The organism is Rhodococcus koreensis (assembly GCF_900105905.1).
Lineage (GTDB): Bacteria > Actinomycetota > Actinomycetes > Mycobacteriales > Mycobacteriaceae > Rhodococcus_F > Rhodococcus_F koreensis.
Window position 1 is genome coordinate 2,573,698 of the sequence record NZ_FNSV01000005.1, and the last position, 18,939, is coordinate 2,592,636.

General features: G+C 68.7%; 17 protein-coding genes. 7 read left to right on the forward strand and 10 right to left on the reverse strand.

Annotated features, from left to right (window positions below):
* Window position 1: 1 nt before the first annotated feature.
* On the reverse strand, window positions 2-1,366 hold the full coding sequence (locus BLV94_RS16640) for an NAD(P)/FAD-dependent oxidoreductase (protein ID WP_072937333.1): 1,365 nt from the start codon (window positions 1,364-1,366) through the stop codon (window positions 2-4).
* A gap of 9 nt (window positions 1,367-1,375) precedes the next feature.
* Window positions 1,376-2,128, reverse strand: a complete 753-nt coding sequence (locus BLV94_RS16645; protein WP_072937334.1) for an SDR family oxidoreductase — start codon at window positions 2,126-2,128, stop codon at window positions 1,376-1,378.
* Window positions 2,129-2,216: 88 nt separating this feature from the next.
* Here BLV94_RS16645 and BLV94_RS16650 point away from each other — a divergent pair, with 88 nt between their 5' ends.
* The 4 genes from BLV94_RS16650 (at window position 2,217) to BLV94_RS16665 (ending at window position 7,675) form a co-directional block, all read left to right on the forward strand.
* A complete protein-coding gene (locus tag BLV94_RS16650; protein WP_072937335.1) occupies window positions 2,217-3,650 on the forward strand; it encodes a dihydrolipoyl dehydrogenase family protein in 1,434 nt (477 codons plus the stop codon).
* 63 nt (window positions 3,651-3,713) lie between these two features.
* Entirely contained in the window at window positions 3,714-5,243 is a 1,530-nt protein-coding gene (locus BLV94_RS16655) for a carboxylesterase/lipase family protein (protein WP_072937336.1), read from the forward strand.
* The gene (locus tag BLV94_RS16660) at window positions 5,204-6,703 is read left to right on the forward strand and encodes a carboxylesterase/lipase family protein (protein WP_072937337.1); all 1,500 of its coding nucleotides are present in this window, start codon (window positions 5,204-5,206) and stop codon (window positions 6,701-6,703) included. The genes BLV94_RS16655 and BLV94_RS16660 overlap by 40 nt, the downstream gene beginning before the upstream one ends.
* A gap of 78 nt (window positions 6,704-6,781) precedes the next feature.
* Window positions 6,782-7,675 (forward strand): SDR family oxidoreductase, encoded by an 894-nt coding sequence (locus tag BLV94_RS16665; RefSeq protein WP_072937338.1) that lies wholly within the window; start codon window positions 6,782-6,784, stop codon window positions 7,673-7,675.
* Between the two features lie 6 nt (window positions 7,676-7,681).
* Here the strand turns inward: BLV94_RS16665 and BLV94_RS16670 are convergent, their stop codons facing one another.
* Entirely contained in the window at window positions 7,682-8,059 is a 378-nt protein-coding gene (locus BLV94_RS16670) for a VOC family protein (protein ID WP_072937339.1), read from the reverse strand.
* Window positions 8,060-8,204: 145 nt separating this feature from the next.
* Between BLV94_RS16670 and BLV94_RS16675 the strand changes: the two genes are divergently transcribed.
* A complete protein-coding gene (locus BLV94_RS16675) occupies window positions 8,205-9,302 on the forward strand; it encodes a CaiB/BaiF CoA transferase family protein (RefSeq protein ID WP_072937340.1) in 1,098 nt (365 codons plus the stop codon).
* A 51-nt stretch (window positions 9,303-9,353) separates the two neighbouring features.
* Here BLV94_RS16675 and yczR read toward each other — a convergent pair whose 3' ends face one another.
* Window positions 9,354-10,838, reverse strand: a complete 1,485-nt coding sequence (gene yczR / locus BLV94_RS16680; RefSeq protein ID WP_072937341.1) for a MocR-like transcription factor YczR — start codon at window positions 10,836-10,838, stop codon at window positions 9,354-9,356.
* A gap of 62 nt (window positions 10,839-10,900) precedes the next feature.
* Here yczR and BLV94_RS16685 point away from each other — a divergent pair, with 62 nt between their 5' ends.
* Both BLV94_RS16685 and BLV94_RS16690 read left to right on the forward strand, forming a co-directional pair.
* Window positions 10,901-11,113: a hypothetical protein gene (locus BLV94_RS16685; protein ID WP_244163608.1), complete on the forward strand. Its 213-nt coding sequence runs from the start codon at window positions 10,901-10,903 to the stop codon at window positions 11,111-11,113.
* Between the two features lie 64 nt (window positions 11,114-11,177).
* Window positions 11,178-11,714: a methylated-DNA--[protein]-cysteine S-methyltransferase gene (locus BLV94_RS16690; RefSeq protein WP_072937342.1), complete on the forward strand. Its 537-nt coding sequence runs from the start codon at window positions 11,178-11,180 to the stop codon at window positions 11,712-11,714.
* Window positions 11,715-12,101: 387 nt separating this feature from the next.
* Here the strand turns inward: BLV94_RS16690 and BLV94_RS16700 are convergent, their stop codons facing one another.
* Genes BLV94_RS16700 through BLV94_RS16725 form a run of 6 tightly spaced genes read right to left on the reverse strand, consistent with a single transcriptional unit; the run spans window position 12,102 to window position 18,931 of the window.
* Complete coding sequence (locus tag BLV94_RS16700) at window positions 12,102-12,608, reverse strand: 2-oxo-4-hydroxy-4-carboxy-5-ureidoimidazoline decarboxylase (protein ID WP_072937343.1); 507 nt, start codon at window positions 12,606-12,608, stop codon at window positions 12,102-12,104.
* Window positions 12,601-13,899 (reverse strand): 2-isopropylmalate synthase, encoded by a 1,299-nt coding sequence (locus BLV94_RS16705; RefSeq protein ID WP_072937344.1) that lies wholly within the window; start codon window positions 13,897-13,899, stop codon window positions 12,601-12,603. Before BLV94_RS16705 ends, BLV94_RS16700 begins: the two co-directional genes overlap by 8 nt.
* A complete protein-coding gene (locus tag BLV94_RS16710; RefSeq protein WP_072937345.1) occupies window positions 13,886-15,388 on the reverse strand; it encodes a chlorohydrolase family protein in 1,503 nt (500 codons plus the stop codon). The genes BLV94_RS16705 and BLV94_RS16710 overlap by 14 nt, the downstream gene beginning before the upstream one ends.
* Window positions 15,385-16,848, reverse strand: a complete 1,464-nt coding sequence (locus tag BLV94_RS16715; RefSeq protein WP_072937346.1) for an amidohydrolase family protein — start codon at window positions 16,846-16,848, stop codon at window positions 15,385-15,387. Before BLV94_RS16715 ends, BLV94_RS16710 begins: the two co-directional genes overlap by 4 nt.
* Window positions 16,845-17,825 carry a sugar phosphate isomerase/epimerase family protein gene (locus tag BLV94_RS16720; RefSeq protein ID WP_072937347.1) on the reverse strand — a complete coding sequence of 327 codons (981 nt, stop codon included), beginning with the start codon at window positions 17,823-17,825 and terminating at the stop codon, window positions 16,845-16,847. The genes BLV94_RS16715 and BLV94_RS16720 overlap by 4 nt, the downstream gene beginning before the upstream one ends.
* Entirely contained in the window at window positions 17,822-18,931 is a 1,110-nt protein-coding gene (locus BLV94_RS16725) for a sugar phosphate isomerase/epimerase family protein (protein WP_072937348.1), read from the reverse strand. The genes BLV94_RS16720 and BLV94_RS16725 overlap by 4 nt, the downstream gene beginning before the upstream one ends.
* Between the last annotated feature and the right edge of the window lie 8 nt (window positions 18,932-18,939).

Sequence of the window (18,939 nt, forward strand, 5' to 3'; positions counted from 1 at the left end):
GCTACGACTCGGTCCTGAGATCGGTGTACGGCTGCCGCGCCGACTCCGGATCGCCGTACGTGATCGCCCGCTCCCGCCGCGTCCGCGACGCCAGCGTGACGGCCCAGTTGAGCAGGGTGCCGAACCGGTTGCGGTACCCGGCGAGGAACGCGATGTGGATGGCGCCCCAGGACACCCAGCCCAGGAACCCGGACATCCGGATCGGGCCTGCCTGGAGCAGTGCATGCCTGCGGGCGATGTAGGCGGCGCTGCCGAGGTCGCGGTATTTGAAGGGTTTGCGGTCTTGTGTTCCGCCTTCGATCGTGCGGGCGATGCACCCTCCGACGTGCCTACCGCCCTGCATCGCCACCTCGGCCACCCCGGGGAGGTCGTTCAGCGACATCAGGTCGCCGATCACCCAGACGTTCGGATGCCGGGGCACCGTGAGGTCGGGTTCGACGGCGATGCGCCCGCCCTGAATCTGCTTCACGCCGAGCGCATTCGCGAGAGCGGCGGCGAACGGCACGGCCTCGACGCCCGCGGTCCACAGGACGGTGCGGGCCCCGTAGCGCTTCTTGGTGCGGGCCGCGTTCTTGGCCGTGGTCTCGATGCTGGTCTCGCAGACGTCGGTGACGTGCACACCGAGGTGCGTTTCGACGCCGACCTTGTCGAGCGTCCGCTGCGCCGCCGCGGACAGTTTGCGGTTGAACGACGGGAGAACGCGGTCGCCGCCGTGGAACAGCAGCACCCGGGCCTCGCAGGGGTCGATGGACTGGAATTCGTTGGCCAGGGCGTGCACGGCGAGTTCCCGGATCTGGCCCGCGAGTTCGACTCCGGTGGGTCCACCGCCCGCGACGGCGAACGTCAGCCACGGCCTGCGTTCCTCCGCGGTGGGCAGCGATTCGGCCATCTCGAAGGCGCAGATCAGTTTTCGGCGAATGGCGAGGGCGTCGTCGAGGGTCTTCATCCCCGGCGCCCACTGGATGTACTCGTCGTGCCCGTGGTACGCCTGCCGCATGCCGGCCGCGACGATCAGGTAGTCGTAGGGAAGTTCGAACGTGGAGCCGTCGAAGCGGCTGGCGGTCAGGACCCGGCGGACCGCGTCGATTCCCTGCGCCTCGCCGAGGGCGACGTGCACGTTGCGGACCCCGCGCAGCAGGTGGCGCAGCGGGCTGCTGATCTCCCCCTCGGACAGCAGGCCCGTCGCGCACTGGTACAGCAGCGGCTGGAAGACGTGGCTGGTTCCGCGGTCGAGCAGGGTGACGTCCACGTCGACGTCGCGCAGCCGGCGGGCCGCGTAGATGCCGCCGAACCCTCCCCCGATGATGACGACCCGCGGTCGCGAACGCTGCAAGCCGAGGGACGAGGATTCCTGGGCGGTCGTCATAGGTCAGTCCTACACGAACCGGGATGTCCACGCATGAGGAAGGAACCGCAACGCGACGTCGATTCCCCGCCACTTGATGCCCGGCAGCGCAGCGCGGTTCGTTTCCTTCTCGATGGCCGACACCATCGCGTCGACGCCGTCGTCGAGGGTTGCCGTCAGCGCGGAACTGTCGCCGGCCTTGCTCGACATGTCGGTGGCGATGTATCCGGGGAGCAGGGTGGTCACCACGATCGGGCTCTTCGCCAGTTCCGCGGTCAGCGCCTCGCCGAGTGCCGAGACCCCCGCCTTGCTCGCCGAGTACGCCGCCTTCGGGCCGGGCAGGCCGCGGTCGGCGCTGATCGAGGACACGAGCACCAGATGTCCTGAGTTCTGCTTGCGGAAGATGCCGAGCGCCGCCTCGCACTGCGACAGGGCGCCGACGAAGTTGGTGCGGGCGGTGGCGAGATTGGCGTCGGCCCGGCCCGTTCCGATCCTGGCTCCCTTGCCGAGACCGGCGTTGACGACGACGCGGTCGAGTCCGCCGAGTTCGTCGCGCAGTTCGCCGAACACCCGGATCACGGCGTCGTGGTCGGTGACGTCGAGTGCGCGGACGGCGACGGCGATCCCGGGATGCGATGCCCGCAATTCGTCCCGGACGGCCTCGAGTCGTTCGACGCGTCGTGCGCACAGCGCGAGGTCTCGACCCTGGGCCGCGAACCGGCGGGCCATCTCCTCGCCGAGCCCGGAGCTCGCCCCCGTGATCAGAATCTTCTGCCGTGTCATCCCGACACAGTATCTACTCGGCGGTAACAACGCGGGAGGCCCGCCGGAACGTCTGACATCGCGCACCGACCGGCTTACGGTTACAGGTATGACTGACTCCGGTAGCGGCGCGGAAGAGTTCGATGTCATCGTGATCGGCGGCGGTCCCGCCGGTGAGAACGCGGCGAGTTACGCCATCGCCGGCAGCGACCGCACCGCGGCGCTGATCGAGCACGAACTCGTCGGCGGGGAATGCTCCTACTGGGCCTGCATGCCCAGCAAGGCGCTGCTGCGCCCGGGTGAGGTCCTCGGCGCGGCCCGCAACATGCCCGGGGTGTCCGCCGGTCCGCTCGACGTGGACGCCGTGCTGGCGCGCCGCGACTCGTTCACCAACAACCACGACGACTCGTCGCAGGTGATGTGGGCCGACGCGGCAGGGATCGACGTCATCCGGGGATCGGCACGCATCACCGGGGACCGCACGGTGACGGTCGGCGATTCCCGCGAGCTGCGCGCCCGGCACGCCGTCGTGGTCGCCACCGGGACGACCGCCACGGTCCCGGACACCCCCGGCCTGCGGGCGGCGTTGCCGTGGATCTCGCGGGACGCCACCAACCTGAGGGAGGTTCCCCGCCGGGTCGCCGTGGTCGGCGGCGGCGTCGTGGCCTGTGAGAGCGCGACGTGGCTGCTGGACCTGGGTGTCGAGGAACTGACGATGGTGGTCCGCGGCCGGGCGCTGCTCCCGAAGAACGAACCGTTCGCCGGTGAGCGGGTGGCCCGCACGCTCGAGAAGAAGGGTGCGCGGATCCTGTTCGGGGCGGACCTTCGCGGCGTCGAACGGGCCGACGCCCGGGACACCGGGATCGGCCGCATCCACGGAGGCCCGGTGACCCTGGACGTCGCGGGCCAGGACCCGCTCGTCGTCGACGAGATCGTCGTCGCGACCGGGCGCACACCGGCAACGTCGTCGCTCGGCCTCGACGCGCGACTGCTGAACTCCCGCGGATACCTCACCACCGACGACCATCTGACGACGGCCGACGAGTGGTTGTACGCGGTCGGCGACGCCAACGGCCGCGCGCTGCTCACCCACATGGGCAAGTACCAGGGCCGCGTGTGCGGAGACGTGATCGCCGCCCGCGCCGAGGGCAGGCCGCTGGACGGGTCCCGATTCCGGGCCACCGCCGACCACGGGCAGATCCCCCAGGTGGTGTTCGCCGATCCGGAGGTCTCGGCCGTCGGGATCACCGCGCAGGAGGCACGCGACGCCGGCGTGGACGTCGAGACCGTGGAGGTCGACATCGCCGTCGCCGGCTCGTCTCTGTCCCGCGACGATTTCAGCGGTCACGCGAAACTCGTGGTCGATCGGGCCACCGACACCCTGGTCGGAGCGACGTTCGCGGGCACCGACGTCGCCGAGCTCGTCCACGCCGCCACCATCGCACTGGTCGGGAAGGTGCCGCTCGACACGCTGTGGCACGCGGTCCCGTCGTACCCGACCGTCAGCGAGGTGTGGCTGCGGCTGCTGGAGGCTCGGCGCTGACCCGAACGGAACACCACGGGCGTTGACAGCGTCTCCCCAGGCGGTCTCCGTATAGTCGCCGACATGGCGTCTGACACTCTCACGACCGACACACTGGTGAGGACGACCGCAGGGGTGGTCCGTGGCCGGCGCGTCGGCGACCTGGTCGCGTGGCGGGGAATTCCCTACGCCGCTCCCCCGGTGGGTCCGCTGCGGTTGCGCGCACCCCGGCCGGTCACGCCGTGGTCCGGTGAGCTCGACGCCACCGAGTTCGGCGACGCCGCCGTGCAGCACAAGAAGTTCACCGCGCTCCGGCCGGGCAAGTATCAGCCGAGCAGCGAGAACTGCCTGACGCTCAACGTGCTGGCCACGCCCGGCACGTCCGGGGCGCGACCGGTGATGGTGTTCATCCACGGCGGCGCGTACACGCTGGGCATGTCGGCCACCGCGCTCTACGGCGGCCAGTCGCTGGTCCGCCGCGGCGACATCGTGTACGTGTCGATCAACTACCGCCTCGGATCGCTCGGATACCTCGACTTCACCCAGTTCTCCACCCCCGAAAGACCTTTCGACTCCAACCTCGGCCTCCGCGACCAGGTGGCCGCACTCGAATGGGTCCAGCGCAACATCGCCGAATTCGGCGGCGACCCCGACAACGTCACCGTCTTCGGCGAATCCGCGGGCGCCAACGCCGTCACCACCCTGATGACCACACCCGCCGCGAAAGGCCTTTTTGCGCGGGCGATCTCGGAGAGTTCCGCGCCCGGACTCGTCGCGACGGCGGACCGGGCCGCCCGGTGGGCATCCGACTACGTGACGCTGCTCGGAGCCGAACCCGGCACTGCCGCAGAGGCGCTCGCCTCGTCACCCGTCGGCGCGCTGGGCCGTGCCGGGAACCGTCTCGGCGCGAAGGTGCTCTCGGAGACGCCGGGACTGCACCCGTTCGGACCCGTGATCGACGGCGACTTCCTGCCGAAGCCGCCGCTCGACGCGTTCGCCGCCGGTTCGGCGCACCGGGTTCCGCTGATCATCGGCACCAATGCCCGCGAGGGCACCCTGTTCCCGAAATTCCTCGACGCACTGCCGACGGACCCCGACCGGATCGGGCGGATGTTCGCACTCACCGATCCCGCCGCCGAGGCGCGCGTCACCGCGGCGTATCCGGGCTACCCGGCGCCGGACGCCGCCGTCGACCTGGGCGGCGACCTGACGTTCTGGAGGCCGTCGATCGAACTGGCCGAGGCCCACTCCGCGTACGCCCCCACGTTCAGCTACCGTTTCGATTTCGCGCCCCGTGCGATGAAGTGGCTCGGCCTGGACGCCACGCACGGGTTCGAGCTGTTCGCCGTGTTCGACATCGCCGACACTCTGATCGGCCGCGGCCTCACCCTGCCGGGCGGACGACGTGGCCTGAAGGACGTGACGGATAATGTGCAGCGACACTGGCTGCACTTCGCTTCGCGGGGAACACCGTTGGTGTCGTGGCCGCAGTACGACACCAACCGGAGGGCAACACTCGTGTTCGACACCGTCACCACCGTCCAGGACGACCCGCGCCGGGAGCGCAGGCTGGCATGGGAGGGGTATTCGGGCTACCACGGGCAGGGCCTGTGAGCGCTCTGGAAGTACACACCGATGCCGGCGCCGTCGGAGGGCGCCGGATCGACGACCTGGCAGCGTGGCGGGGTATCCCCTACGCCGCTCCCCCGGTCGGGCCGCTGCGGTTGCGGGCCCCGCACCCGGTCGAACCGTGGTCGGGGGTCCGGCGGGCGTTCCACTTCGGGTCCCCCGCAGCGCAGCGCGGCGAGACCGACGAGGACTGTCTCACCCTCAACGTGCTGGCCACACCCGGCACGTCCGGGGCGCGCCCGGTGATGGTGTTCATCCACGGCGGCGCCTACTCCGGCGGAACCTCGTCCTCGTCGCTCTACGGCGGCCAGTCGCTGGTCCGCCGCGGCGACATCGTGTACGTGTCGATCAACTACCGCCTCGGATCGCTCGGATACCTCGACTTCACCCAGTTCTCCACCCCCGAAAGACCTTTCGACTCCAATCTCGGCCTCCGCGACCAGGTGGCCGCACTCGAATGGGTCCAGCGCAACATCGCCGAATTCGGCGGCGACCCCGACAACGTCACCATCTTCGGCGAATCCGCGGGCGCCAACGCCGTCACCACCCTGATGACCACACCCGCCGCGAAAGGCCTCTTCGCGCGGGCCATCGCCGAGAGCCCACCGGTGGCCTCCGCCTACCACCCCGACCGGGCGGCGCGGTGGTCGCGCGAATTCCTCGAGATCGCCGGGATCCCGCTGTCCGAGGCCGCGACGTGGCTCGAGACCGCCGACCCGGCCGACTTCGTCGCGGCGGGGACGACGCTGGCGCACCGGGGCGCCGACGAGGAACCCGGAACCCGCGCGTTCGCGCCCGTCGTCGACGGCTTCTTCCTTCCCACCCATCCGCTCGACAGTTTCGCGTCCGGATCCGGGCATCCCGTTCCGCTGATCATCGGCACGAACCGCCACGAGGGCAGGGTCTTTCCCCGGTTCCTGAACATCCTGCCCACCGATCCCACCCGGATCGACAAGATGTTCTCGCACGTCGACGTGGCGGTGAAGGAGCGGGCGATCGCCGCCTACCCCGGCTATCCCGGCCGGCGAGCGGCCGCGGACCTCGGAGGCGACGTGACGTTCTGGGAACCGTCCGTCCTGTGCGCGCAGGGCCACACGACCGTCGCCCCGACCTACAGCTACCGGTACGACTTCGCACCCCGGTTGCTCCGCATCCTCGGGTTGGGCGCCACCCACGCCACGGAGTTGTACGCGGTGTTCGGGCTGACCGGGACGTGGGCGCGGTTGCTCACCGCGCTCGGGGGACGCCGCGGGCTGCGGGCCGTCACCGACACCGTCCAGTCGCACTGGCTGCATTTCGCCCGGCACGGGACGCCCGCACCGGGATGGCCGCGGTACTCGCCGGAGCGCCGGGAGACGCTCGTCATCGACGACACGAGCAGGGTGGAGAACGATCCGCTCGGTGAGCGCCGGCGGGCCTGGCTGGGGTACGAGCACCGGCGCTAGCGGGACCGTCAGCTCGTTCCCCGTTGCGCCCCTGCCGGTTGCCCTACTCTCGTAGAGACCTGCATTCGGGAGGCGAGAATGACCGAGTCGAACGACCTCGCAGGCCGCACCATGGTGGTCACCGGCGCCACCTCGGGCCTCGGCCTGGAGACCTGCCGCCAACTCGCGCAGCGCGGCGCCACCGTCGTCCTGGTCGGCCGGGACCAGGACAGGATCGACGCAGCGATCGCCGACCTGTCCGAGAGCGCGGACCGCGACATACTGCACTCGGCGCTGGCCGATCTGTCCTCGCTCGGCCGGGTCCGCACGCTGTCCGGGGAACTGCTGCATCGGTTCCCGCGGATCGACGTGCTGGTGAACAACGCGGGCGTCGACGTGGGGCAGCGCCGGCTGACGGTCGACGGCATCGAAGAGACGTTCGCCGTGAACTACCTCGCGCCGTTCGTGCTGGCGACGACGCTGGCTCCGGCGATGGCGCGGGCGTCGACGGCCGACGCCGCCGGGTTCCGGCGTCCGTCGCGGATCGTCGACATCAGCTCGTCGGGACATCGCGGCGGCAGCGTCGACTTCGACGACCTCGACGGCGCGAAGGACACGTTCCACGGCCAGCGCGCGTACAACAACTCGAAACTCGCCCTGACCCTGTTCACCCGCGAGTTGGCGCGCCGGTCCGACCCCGCGAGGCTGGTCGTCAATTGCGCCGACCCCGGATTCGTCCGCGGTACCGCCCTCGGCCGGGGTCTGCCGTTCGGCCACCAGGTGGTCGGCACACTCCTGACACCGTTCATGGCCGAGGTCGCCAAGGCAGCGGAGACCGCGGTGTGGACCGCGACCGCCACGGAGAGCGGCAAGTTCACCGGCCAGTACGTCAAGGGCTGCAAGGTCGTTCAGCCCGGCAAGGACGCACGGGACGCCGGACTCGCCGCGCGGCTGTGGGCGGCTACCGAGGCACTGCTCGCCGGCCGCGGCTGACGCTCGTCAGTTCGGATCCTCGAAGAGCGACAGCACATTGCCGTGCGGATCCCGGAACCACGCGACACGGATGCCGTCCGGTGCGAGCCACGCCGCGTGCTCGTCCTGATCCATCCCCGGGTACTCGGTGAAATCGATGCCCTTGCTGCGCAGTGATTCGACGACCTTGTTCAGGTCGGGGACCTTCCACCCCAGCACCGTGTACCCGGTGTCGGCCTTCGCCTGCACCAGCGTGACCCGGAGCAGAGCCCCATTGCAGTCGAGGGCCAACGCGAACTCGTCCCGTGAGACGCGCGTCAGCCCCAGGGTCTCCACGTAGAACATCTCCGAGACGTCCAGATCGGTGCTGGCCACGAAACTCACGAGCTCACCCTGAAGACTCATGAATCAACTGTGCCCCGCGCACCCGTGGGCAGGCAAGAGCGCGGGGTCACCCACGGCGGCATCCCGTGACCCGGGGCACACGGCCCGGCGACCGCAAGTTAACGTCGATTCGACAGGTCGTCTCGCACCGGAATGAGGAACTCGCGTGTCTGCTCCAGTTTCAGAGAAGAAGGGCCCCCTCGCGGGCATTCGCGTCGTCGAATTCGCAGGCCTCGGACCGGGCCCGCACGCCGCCGCCCTCCTGGCCGATCTCGGCGCCGACGTGGTCTGCGTCCAGCGGCCCGGAGTGATCCCGCCGGACGGTCCGTACGACCAGATCCAGCGCGGCCGCCGCGTCGTCGAGGCCAACCTGAAGGACCCCGCGCAGGTCGAGAAGGTGCTCGGGCTCATCGAGCGCGCCGACGTCGTGATCGAAGGCTTCCGGCCCGGGGTCACCGAGCGCATGGGACTGGGCCCGGACGTCTGCCTGGAGCGCAACGAGCGACTCGTGTACGGACGGATGACCGGCTGGGGCCAGGAGGGCCCACTCGCCAGCAACGCGGGCCACGACATCAACTACATCTCGCTGACCGGCGTCCTGCACGCCATCGGCCGCAAGGGAGAGCGTCCGGTGCCGCCGCTGAACATGGTCGGCGACTTCGGCGGCGGTTCGATGTTCCTGATCTTCGGGATCCTGTCGGCGCTGGTGGAACGCCAGTCGTCCGGCAAGGGGCAGGTCGTGGATGCGGCGATGGTCGACGGCGCGCTGGCCCTGTCGCACATGATGTGGGCGTTCCGCGGCCGCGGCGTCTGGTCCGACGAGCGGGGCGTCAACCTGCTCGACACCGGTGCGCCGTTCTACGACACCTACGAGACGTCCGACGGCAAGTACATGGCCGTGGGCTCGATCGAGCCGCAGTTCTACGCCCTGCTGTTGCGGGGCCTCGAACTCGACCCCGCCGAACTGCCGCAGCAGATGGACGTGTCGGCGTGGCCGCAGATGAAGAAGGTCTTCGCCGAGAAGTTCCTGTCGAAGACGCGCGACGAGTGGGCTGCCATTTTCCTCGGCACCGACGCCTGCGTGTCCCCGGTGCTGACGTTCGAGGAGGCGCCGTCCAACGAGCACATCGCCGCCCGCGGGTCGCTGATCGACCTCGACGGCGTCACCCAGCACGCCCCGGCGCCCCGGTTCTCCCGCACCCCCGCCGGCGCTCCCACCCCGCCGGCCCGCGAGGGCGTCGACATCGACACCGTCTGGGCCTGACCCCCAGGTGAGTGGCAAAGCGTGCTCGAGCACGCTTTGCCACTCACGTGCTCAGACGACGAGGGACGGTTCCGCGAGCTCACGGTCGACGGCCAGCGTCTCGTACGCCGCCGCGATGCCGTCGACTCCGCGGCGCAACTCGTCGGACGTCCGCGCGTACGGGAGCCGGACGAACCGCTCGAACGCGCCCTCCACCCCGAACCGCGGTCCCGCCGCCAGCAGCACCCCGAAGTTGGGGGCCGTCGCCGCCAGCGCCGTCGAGACCGGCGCGGGCATCCGCAGCCACAGCGACATCCCTCCCGAACCGATGGTCGGGATCCAGTCCGGGAGGCGGTCGGCGAGCGCGTCGAGCATCGCGCCCCGCTGTTCCCGCAGCTCCGCACGGCGACGCGCGAGAACGAGGTCGTCGTCGGACAGCAAATGCGCCGCCGCGAGCTGGTCCATCACCGGTGTCCCCAGATCGACCGCCGCTCGCGCCCCGGCGAGCCGGGTGATCAGCGCCGGATCCGCACGAATCCAGCCGACGCGCAGCCCACCCCAGAACGACTTGGCCGCCGACCCGATCGTCACGACCTCCGACTTCGCCGCTCCCTTGCCGTACGCCGCGACCGGACCCGGTGACGGCTCGTCGAGCCACAAGTCGACCATCGTCTCGTCCACCACCAGGGTCATGCGGGTGTCGCGCGCGATCCGCGCCAGTTCGGCCCGCCCGGACGCGTCCAGGCACAGCCCGGTGGGGTTGTGGAAGTCCGGAATCAGGTACGCCATCCGGGCCGCGGTCTGCCGGGCGGCGCTGCGGATTCCGTCGAGATCCCACGCCCCCGACGCGCCACCTTCCGGCCGCACGGGAACGGGGACCGGACGCGCACCGACCCTGCGGATCGCCTCCAGCGCGTTGGGGTACGTGGGGTGATCGACCAGCACCCGCTCCCCCGGCGCCGTCAGCACGTTGAGGAGCAGCCGCAGCGCGTGCTGGGCACCGGACGTGACCATGATCTGCTCGGGCGAGGTCTCGAGTCCCCGCGCCCGGTAGCGGGCCGCGATCACGTCCCGCAACGCGCCGATGCCCACCGGCTCCATTCCGTGAGTCGGAAGGAACTGCGGAAGTGATTGCAACGCATAGGCGTAGGCCTGTTCGACCGCTTCGGCGGGAGCGGCCATCGCGGCGTAACTGAGGTCGACCACCGCACCGTCGGACCCGGGCTGGTGTGCCCGGAACATCAGCCCGTTCTGCCGCGCCCCGAGCGGCAGCGCGACCGTGCTGCGCGACCCCTGCCTGCTGATGAGATACCCCTCGTCCCGGAGCACCGAATACGACGACGTGATCGTGGTCCGGCTCAACTCCAGCACCGACGCCAGTTCGCGTTCACTCGGCAACGCGACACCCAGCGGGATGCGGCCGTCGTGCACGAGCAGGCGAATGCTCTCGGCCAGTGCCCGGTAGGCGGGTCGCGCCGCCGAGCGGCGGCCACTGTCGTCCTGCCAGTTGCCGAGGTCTCTGGCCAGGGAGCGTGCTCCGAGTACACGAGTCATCATGCAGTCCAGTATCAACCCCTTGGCTATTCAACTCCAAGCCAGTTCTCGCGAAGCTCGGATCCATGACGACACTGATCACGCTCCTGTGCATAGCCCTCCTGGCCGCGTCGGTCGCACATTTCGGCCCCAAAGAGGGAGGTAAAGGTCTATTTCGCCTGGAGCAGTTCCGGATCGGCGCACCCCTCGGCGGCATCTTTCCCGACCAGTCGAGCAGTCCAGAACATCCAGACTGGCCTGATCCGAGACGTCAGGGCTCCGGCGGCCGCGGCCGCTGATCGAACTTCCGCCGACCGCGGTTCACGGACGGTATGTGTCGGAGGTCGGAGGCATACTGGGCTGGTGACCACAGGAATCGCCCTGTTCGACACCGCCCTCGGCACCTGCGCCATCGCGTGGCGGGCCGCGGGGATCGTGGGTGTGCAATTACCCGAAGGTTCACCCGAATCCACGCGGCAGCGTCTCGAACACTGTTTCCCGGACGCGGTGGAGCACCAGCCTCCCGCGCCCATCCAGCGGGCCATCGACGGAATACGTGAACATCTCGGCGGCGCCCTCGACGATCTACGGTGGATCGACCTCGACTTCGAGGGGATCCCCGAATTCGACTGCCACGTATACGACATCACCCGCGCGATCGACCCGGGCACCACCCTCACCTACGGCGACATCGCCGCGGAACTCGGCAAGCCGGGCGCCGCGCAGGCCGTCGGTCAGGCGCTGGGCCGCAATCCGCTGCCGGTCGTGATCCCGTGCCATCGCGTCCTCGCCGCCGGCGGGCAGGTGGGCGGCTTCTCCGCCGGTGGCGGCACGCTCACCAAACGTGAACTGCTGGCCCTCGAGCACACTCCCGGTTTCGACGACCCGGTGCTGTTCTGATCGGCTCCTGCGTATCGGCGACGAGTTCGCGCGCCATCGCGGCGGCCGCGGCCATCCTGTCGCCGTCAGGAACCCGAAGCGTCCGCACGACCCGCTGATCCGTCCCGCTCACAGCGGCGCATCCCAGCACGAACGCCTGCCCGCCGGCGACGATCGCCCGCTCCACGGCATGGATGACCGCGTCCACCGTCGACCTCGGATCACCCTCGAACACCCAGACACCGAGATCCGTCGCCACCACCGCCACACACCTGCCGGCGTCCGACGGGGCACATCCGAACGCCTCGAGAACGGCGGCCGCTGCGTGGAAGCTGTCGTACCACCGACCGGGAGGTGTCCGGGTGCTCGCTTCGACAGTCGTGATCATCGGCCCGAATGTATCGCAGTTCACCCGTCCTCTTCACACTTCGCGATCAACGTCGCGAGCCTCCCCTCTCCGATTGCCGCCATGTGGCGTTGTGCAACCACCAACTCGTCGGGCCGGCCGTTGGTCACCCTTTCGTCGATATCCGCCAGGATCCGGTCGAGAGTGAGCCCCTTCGCCGCGATGACCACGGGAAAGCCGAACCGAGCGCGATACCGGGACTCCCTCTCACGCAGCACGGCGAGTCTCCCGGCCGAGCTGGCGACGAGTGCACAGTGCTCGGCTGCGGCATGGGCCGAGTCTGGTGGGTCCGAAAGCGGAAGATAGCTCTCCAGCGCCATCGCGACGTCCTCGGACGTCATGGAATTCCACGCTTCCCCGGCCGCAGCAAGCAGGTCCGCACGGTCGACGTAGGGGCGTGCGGACAGCACCGCGGTTGCCCAGGTCCGCGACGGCGTGCAGATCAATAGTTCTTTCTCCAGAGCGGACTCGTCCAGGGCGTTGAGCGTCACGACGGCAATGTCAGGCATGTGCGCTCGCGCGCCGATAGAGCGCGAGGCTTTCCTCCGCCACGCGGGACGCGTCCCCGGCGCTCAACCACCGCGGATAGGACGTCACCGCGGCCACTGCGTCGTCCAGCGAGCTGCGGACGAACGCGATCTCCTCCGCGTCCGCATCGAGTCCGAGCGACTGCAGCAGCACCTCCGCCATCCGAGCAGTGGTCAGGCTGTCCCACACCCACTCCTGCCGACCGCCCACCACTGCGGGGCTCACGCACGACGAGACGGGCGGGAACACGTCCGGTCCCCCGGTGATCGCAGCGATGACGTCACCGGGCATGTGCTTGAGGTGGGCATATCCTCCGACCACCGGCTTGAGGGGCGGCAGGCTCACCGAACTTTCCGACGCCACGAGTTGCGCCAGGGACGTCAGCTGTTCGACGTGGATCCCCGTGTCGACGCCGTAGAGAACTTCGAGACCGAGAACCACCTCCTCGAGCGCGGCGAAGCCGGCACGGTAGGACATTCCGGACACCGACACGTCCGGGCTCGCGCCTGCCGTCGCGGCCGCGACGGCCGTGGCGGTGCCGAGGCCGAAGTCGTCGTGCACATGCATGGTGATCGGCACGTCCTCGACCAGGCGCTCCCGGAACGTCCGGACGAACAGTTTCATCGCTTCGGGGCCGAGACTGCTGGTCGAGTCCATCAGATCGAGACGCCGCGCACCGAGCGCGACGGCGACGTTGGAGGCTGCCACCAGATCGTCGAAGTCGCGGCGGCCCACGTTGGCGAGCGTGATCGTGGCGTCGCCACCCAGCTCACGCACGTACTCGAAGAACTTCTCGAGATCGCGGTACTGACGTGACCGGGCGGGGGCCGAGGGTGCCGGGACGATGCCCGGCGCGAACGTGCGCACTCCCCATTCGTGCAGTTGATCGACGGTTTCCTTCATGCCGACCTGCTGGTAGTTCTCTCCGTCCGACAGCAGGGTGTCGGCGTACACATTGAGCCGGAATCCGAAGTCCCGGGCGGCGACGGCACGAACGAGCGCCGCTTCGCGCGGCAGCGGTGACGCTCCGCCACCCCAGTTGATGTTGATGCTTTCCTCCCGGATTCCCGCCGCACCGAGCGCCGCCGCGATCCGGACGAATCCGTCCATCGACGTGGTTGCGCCCGCGGTGAAAAGCGTCTTCCGCAGGGTGCTGTCGATCAGCGCGAACGGTGAAGGCCAGTCGAACTGCGCCTGGACGGTGGCGTCGAAGTTGAACGGGCTGACCCAGTGACTGCCTTCGACGAGGTGGGAGCGCTCAGGATTGATCATGCGAATACCTCTTCGGTGTTGTGGTTTTCGTGATGTCGGGGAAGGTCGGAGGGAACAGTTCGGCCGGTGGTCTGCGTCGGTGGTCGCGTTCGCTGTATGCCGCCCTCATGCGTTCGAACAGGGCCTGCGCGCGAGCCTGCAGCCGCGACTGGTCGGCACCGAGGACGACGCCGTCGACCATGACGGTGCGGCCTGCGACCACCGTCCGGCGGACGTCGCGGGCCGATCCGTTCATCGTGAGGGTGCGGAGCGGATCGTCGCGTACCCCCATGGCGAAGTCGGCGAGATCGACCACGATGAAGTCGGCACTCGCTCCGGGCTGCAGGCGGCCCAGATCGGTTCTGCCGAGGGCACGAGCACCGCCGAGCGTCGCCGAACGGAGGTAGTCGGCTGTGGCACCCGCCGCGAGTGACCTGTCGGCGAGTTTGGCGAGATGGGTGCCGTAGTCGATGCCGCGGACGAGGTCCGGGGGGAATGAGTCGGTTCCGAGGGCGATGTGGACACCGGCCGTTCGATACCGGTCGTACGAGTCCAGCACGGCTCCGTACCGAATGGATGTCATCGGGCAATGCACGATGGTGACACCCGCCTCGGCGAGTCGGCGCAGGTCGGCCTGCCGCCCGCCACCGCCCGGCGCGCCGAGATGAATGCCGTGGGGCACCAGCAGACGCGTCGCCAGGAGTCCGGACGCTTCGAGGAGTTCGACGGGGCGCATCCCGTACCACTCGTCGAGCAGCGCCAACTCCACCCCACCCTGCATGCAGTGCAGTCGCACCACGGCGTCGCGGGCAAGCGCCAGCTGTGCGGTCGCTGCCATCAGTTCCCTTGTCAGGGTCTCGATCCTGCAGGGCAGGAGAGCGCCGTGTACGAGATCGCCGCCGTGGTCGGCGGCATAGTCGAGAAAGCGCTCGGCATCTCGGAGCCCGGCTCGGCCTCGTTCCTCGTCGAACAGCACTGTCCGACGTCCACCGTCGACGACGTTGACGCCGGACCGGTAGGCGGGGCCGAGATATCCACGAATTCCGAGACGCTCCGCGATCCGCGCGACCTCGACCATGTCGTCACAGGTCTCCGCCCAACTGCTGTGGGTCTCGGAGGCGATCGGCATGAAGGTGGTGACGCCGTGCCGAAGAAGCTGCGACAGAGCATATTCGCGGATGACGGCACGCTCGGGTACGTCGAACACGTCGCGCCGCCGCGATCGGAAGTAGTCGGCCGACCACTGATGCCCGAGTGCCAGATCGGGTGTCGCCCAGGAATCGAGCAGCGCGTGATCGATGTCTGCCAGCGCATCGAGGTCGATGAATCCCGGCATGATCAGAGCGTCGCCGCAGTCGATCGTCTCGTCGACCGGGCCGTCCCATCCCCGTCCCGCGTGCAGAATCCGCGCGCCCCGATAGACGATCTCCCCGTCGGAGACGAGAATGTGATCATCGTCGCGATGGGCCAGGACGTGGGCCGCAGTCATCCTGACCACCGGTTCCGTCATGGCACGGTCACCTCGATCGGCTCGTCGAATTCGCGCCTGTTGCTTCGCCATCCGGGATCGGTGAGGTGGTGCGCCAGGCCGGCACGTTCGACGAGCAGTCGGGCGTGCCGGTCTCCCTCGTCCAGTGCTGCCGTCTCGTCGACGCCGCACACGGTGCGGTCTTCCATGACGACCGTTCCCCCGACGATCACCGTGTGCACGTCGGCTCCGGTCGCCTCGTAGACGAGGCGGTGCACCGGCATCCAGTTGGGTACGAGATGCGGCTTGCGCATGTCGAGAATCGCGAGATCGGCGCGTTTGCCCACTTCGATGGATCCGATGACGTCGGACATCCCGAGGACCGCGGCCGCATCGATCGTGATCATCTCGAGCAAACGGCCCGGTGGCAGCAGGTAGGGATCGTCGGCGAGAAGCTGATTGGCGGCCTGCACGGCGCGCGCGGCCTGCAGGAGGTCGAACGGACGCCGCGGCGACGACCCGTCGGTGGTGACCGCAACGGTGATGCCTGCCTGCAGCATCTGAGGAACCGGCGCACGTCCTCCCGGCGCATGCCCCACGGACGTCCCGGTCTCCGCCAGGATCGCGACCTCCTCGGCAGACAAGCCCGTGCAATGTTGCAGGTGGACGTCCGGCCCGAGGAGCGCATACTCCCGGTCCTTCGCCGCGAGCCGCACCATGCCACCGAACGCATCCGAGTGGATGCGGACACCCCAGTGCTCCGCTGCTTCCCTGATCCGGCGCGCCTGGTAGCGATCGCCTTCGGTGAGATTGGTGGCAACGTCGGGTCGCGACGGGTGGGACGGATCGACCGAGGGGACGATCGTGAAGGGTGTCAGGAACACAGACGTGAGATCGCCCTCGTAGCCGTCGACCGTCTCGATCACCGATTCCGCGCCGGACAGCATCTCGTCGAATCCGACCTCGCGTCGCCGGGGAACTCCGCCGGACCAGTCCGTGACCGGATGGGGCAGCGGCAAACCCGCCGGCCCGACACACACCACGTCGCGTATTCCGACCTCTCGGTAGGCGCGCGCGTGAGCCAGCGAGATCTCGGGATCGTCACTGCGGGGGCGGGATCCCATGACGCTGACGCCGCACGTCACTCCGGCGCGAACGCGTTCGAGCGCGGACACCAGTCCGTCGTGATACCAGTACTCCGGTGTCGTCGCGTGGAAGTACGCAGGTGTGACGGTTCGCATCCAGAATGTCGGGCTGTCACATCCCAGCGTCTTGATCAGCGAGTGGCCGGCGTGTCCGTGGGCGTCGACGAGCCCGGGAATCACCAGTTTGCCCCGGCAATCGATTCGGCGGACGGACCGATCCGTGACGGAGAGGAGCGCCTCGCTGTCACCGACCACGCTGATGAGGCCACCGTCGATCAGGACGGCGCCGTCGTCGATGATCCGGCGTTCACGGTCCACTGTCACGATCGTGGCTCCGTACAACAACATCGCGCTCATGCCGCCGTCCCGCGCGTCATCGTTGCCAGTTCGGACAGCGCAGCCTGCAGTCGCGGCGCCGTGGCCGTCACCGGAGGCCGGTCGGGCCGCGCCCTGGACGACAGGATCGAGAGTTCTCTCAGCGAGACGTCGCTGTTCTGCAGAAGCCACCGTTCGTCACACACCGGCATCTCGAACTCTCCGCGGTGCAGGTCGACGAGGACCGGCGCTCTGGAGCCTGCGCCGTCGAGGATGCGGAAGATCGCTCCCCAGTCGATGTCGCCCTGACCGCCCGGGCACAACCGTCGTGCGAGACCGCGACCGGTGAAGGTGATCCACGCGTCGTCGTAGTGAATCCGGCCGACGTGCGGTGCGAGCCGGGCGGTCGCGAGCTCCGGATCCTCGCCTCTCACTGGCAGATTGACCGGGTCGAGCGCCACCGCCAGATGATCGGAGCCGACGGCGTCGACGAGCGCGAGGATTTCGTGTGACGTGATCTCCTCGTGCGTTTTGACCGCGAGTTTCAGACTCAGGTCGGTGAGCACCGGGGCAAGGTTCCGATACAACTGCGCCGTGGCGTCGAGTTGCTCCGGCCACCCGACCGACGCGTCATAGCGGTCGTCCAGCGTACCCACGACGATCTGGACGTAGTCGGTGTCGAGTTCCCCGATCGCCCTCAACGCCTTGCTCAGTCCCGCAACCAGATCGCCCCGACCCGCCTCGCGGAATCGTGTGGTCCGTTCGGCATGCCCTGCGGATACCATTCCCAGCGCGCAGCTCAGCCGAACACCGAGTGAACGTCCGTAATCGGCGAGTGCCCGGAAGGCGGTCGGATCGAGTGCGGGCGAAATCACGAAAGGCGAAGCGAACTCCACGTGCCGCAGACCGAGACCCGACGCCGTGCGGATGGTCTCCCGCGGGGTCGATTCCTCGCCCAGCGCACGCGCGCACGCACCGAGTTCCCGGACAACCGTGCCGACGCCGTCGCCGATGGTCACCGCGCCGACTCCGCGAGATCGCCTGCCTTCGTGATCGATTCGACGGGAAGATCGTATTCCGCGCACACGCTTCGCACGTGATCCGCACTGGACCTGATGTACGACACCGTCTCCGCATAGCCGTACGGCTGCGCGGCGTAGGCGGCGTTGTCGATCCGTTCTCCCGACCGGAGCTGCCGGTCGTACGACTGCACCATGTCCAGGTACGCCGCCATCTCCTGGACCGTCAGATCGGGATGGCCGTCGAGGAATTCGGGATCGAACGCCTCGATGAGCATCGTCCGCCGGGGACGGGGCAGGTCGTCGAGCGACTCGTCGTTCTCGATCGTCAGATTGAGAGCCGGATTCGCCGCCGCGAGTATCGGCAGAATGCGATGGAAGTCGACGACGCCGGTGCCGCACGGGCGCATCTGGTAGGCGAGACCGCCCTCCGTGTAGGTGATCGCGGCGTCCTTGATGTGCGTCTGACGCACGTACGGCGCCAGCCGTTCGGCCGCCCAGACAGGATGTTCGAGGCGTTGGAGCACGTTCGCGGTGTCGAACACGACCCCCACCACATCCGAGCCGACCGCCTCCACCAGCCGGACGAGTTCGAACGACGTGATCTCCTCGTGTGTTTCCAGGTTGAGGTGGATTCCGAGGTCTCGTGCGATCGGAGCCAGTGTTCCGAGAAAACGCGCCGTTGCGTCCAGCTGTTCCGTCCACGTCACGTCGGTGCGGAAGCGGTCGTATGCCCAGCGGCCGCTGTACACCGACTTGTAGTTCGCGGTGGCCACCCACAGCTCACGGCAATCGATGGCGGCGCACGCTTCCATCATCCGGCGGAAGCCGAGGACGATATCGCCGTCGCCGACGGCGCGCAGCTCCGGCGCCTCCGGGTTCGCATAGGGATTGACCTTGCCCAGACCGGTCTCCAGATACATACCCAGTTCGTCTGCCTTGGATCGGATGTCGCGCAATTCGCCGGCATCCAGGGCCGGACTCATATCGAGCACCGTCCGGAAGAACAAGCCGGCCATACCGAGTTCGTCGGCGTGTTCGAGGCTGTTCACGGGACCCCGAGCACGGCTCTCGGGAATCTTGCGTCCGTCTACACCAATTCGCATATCTACCT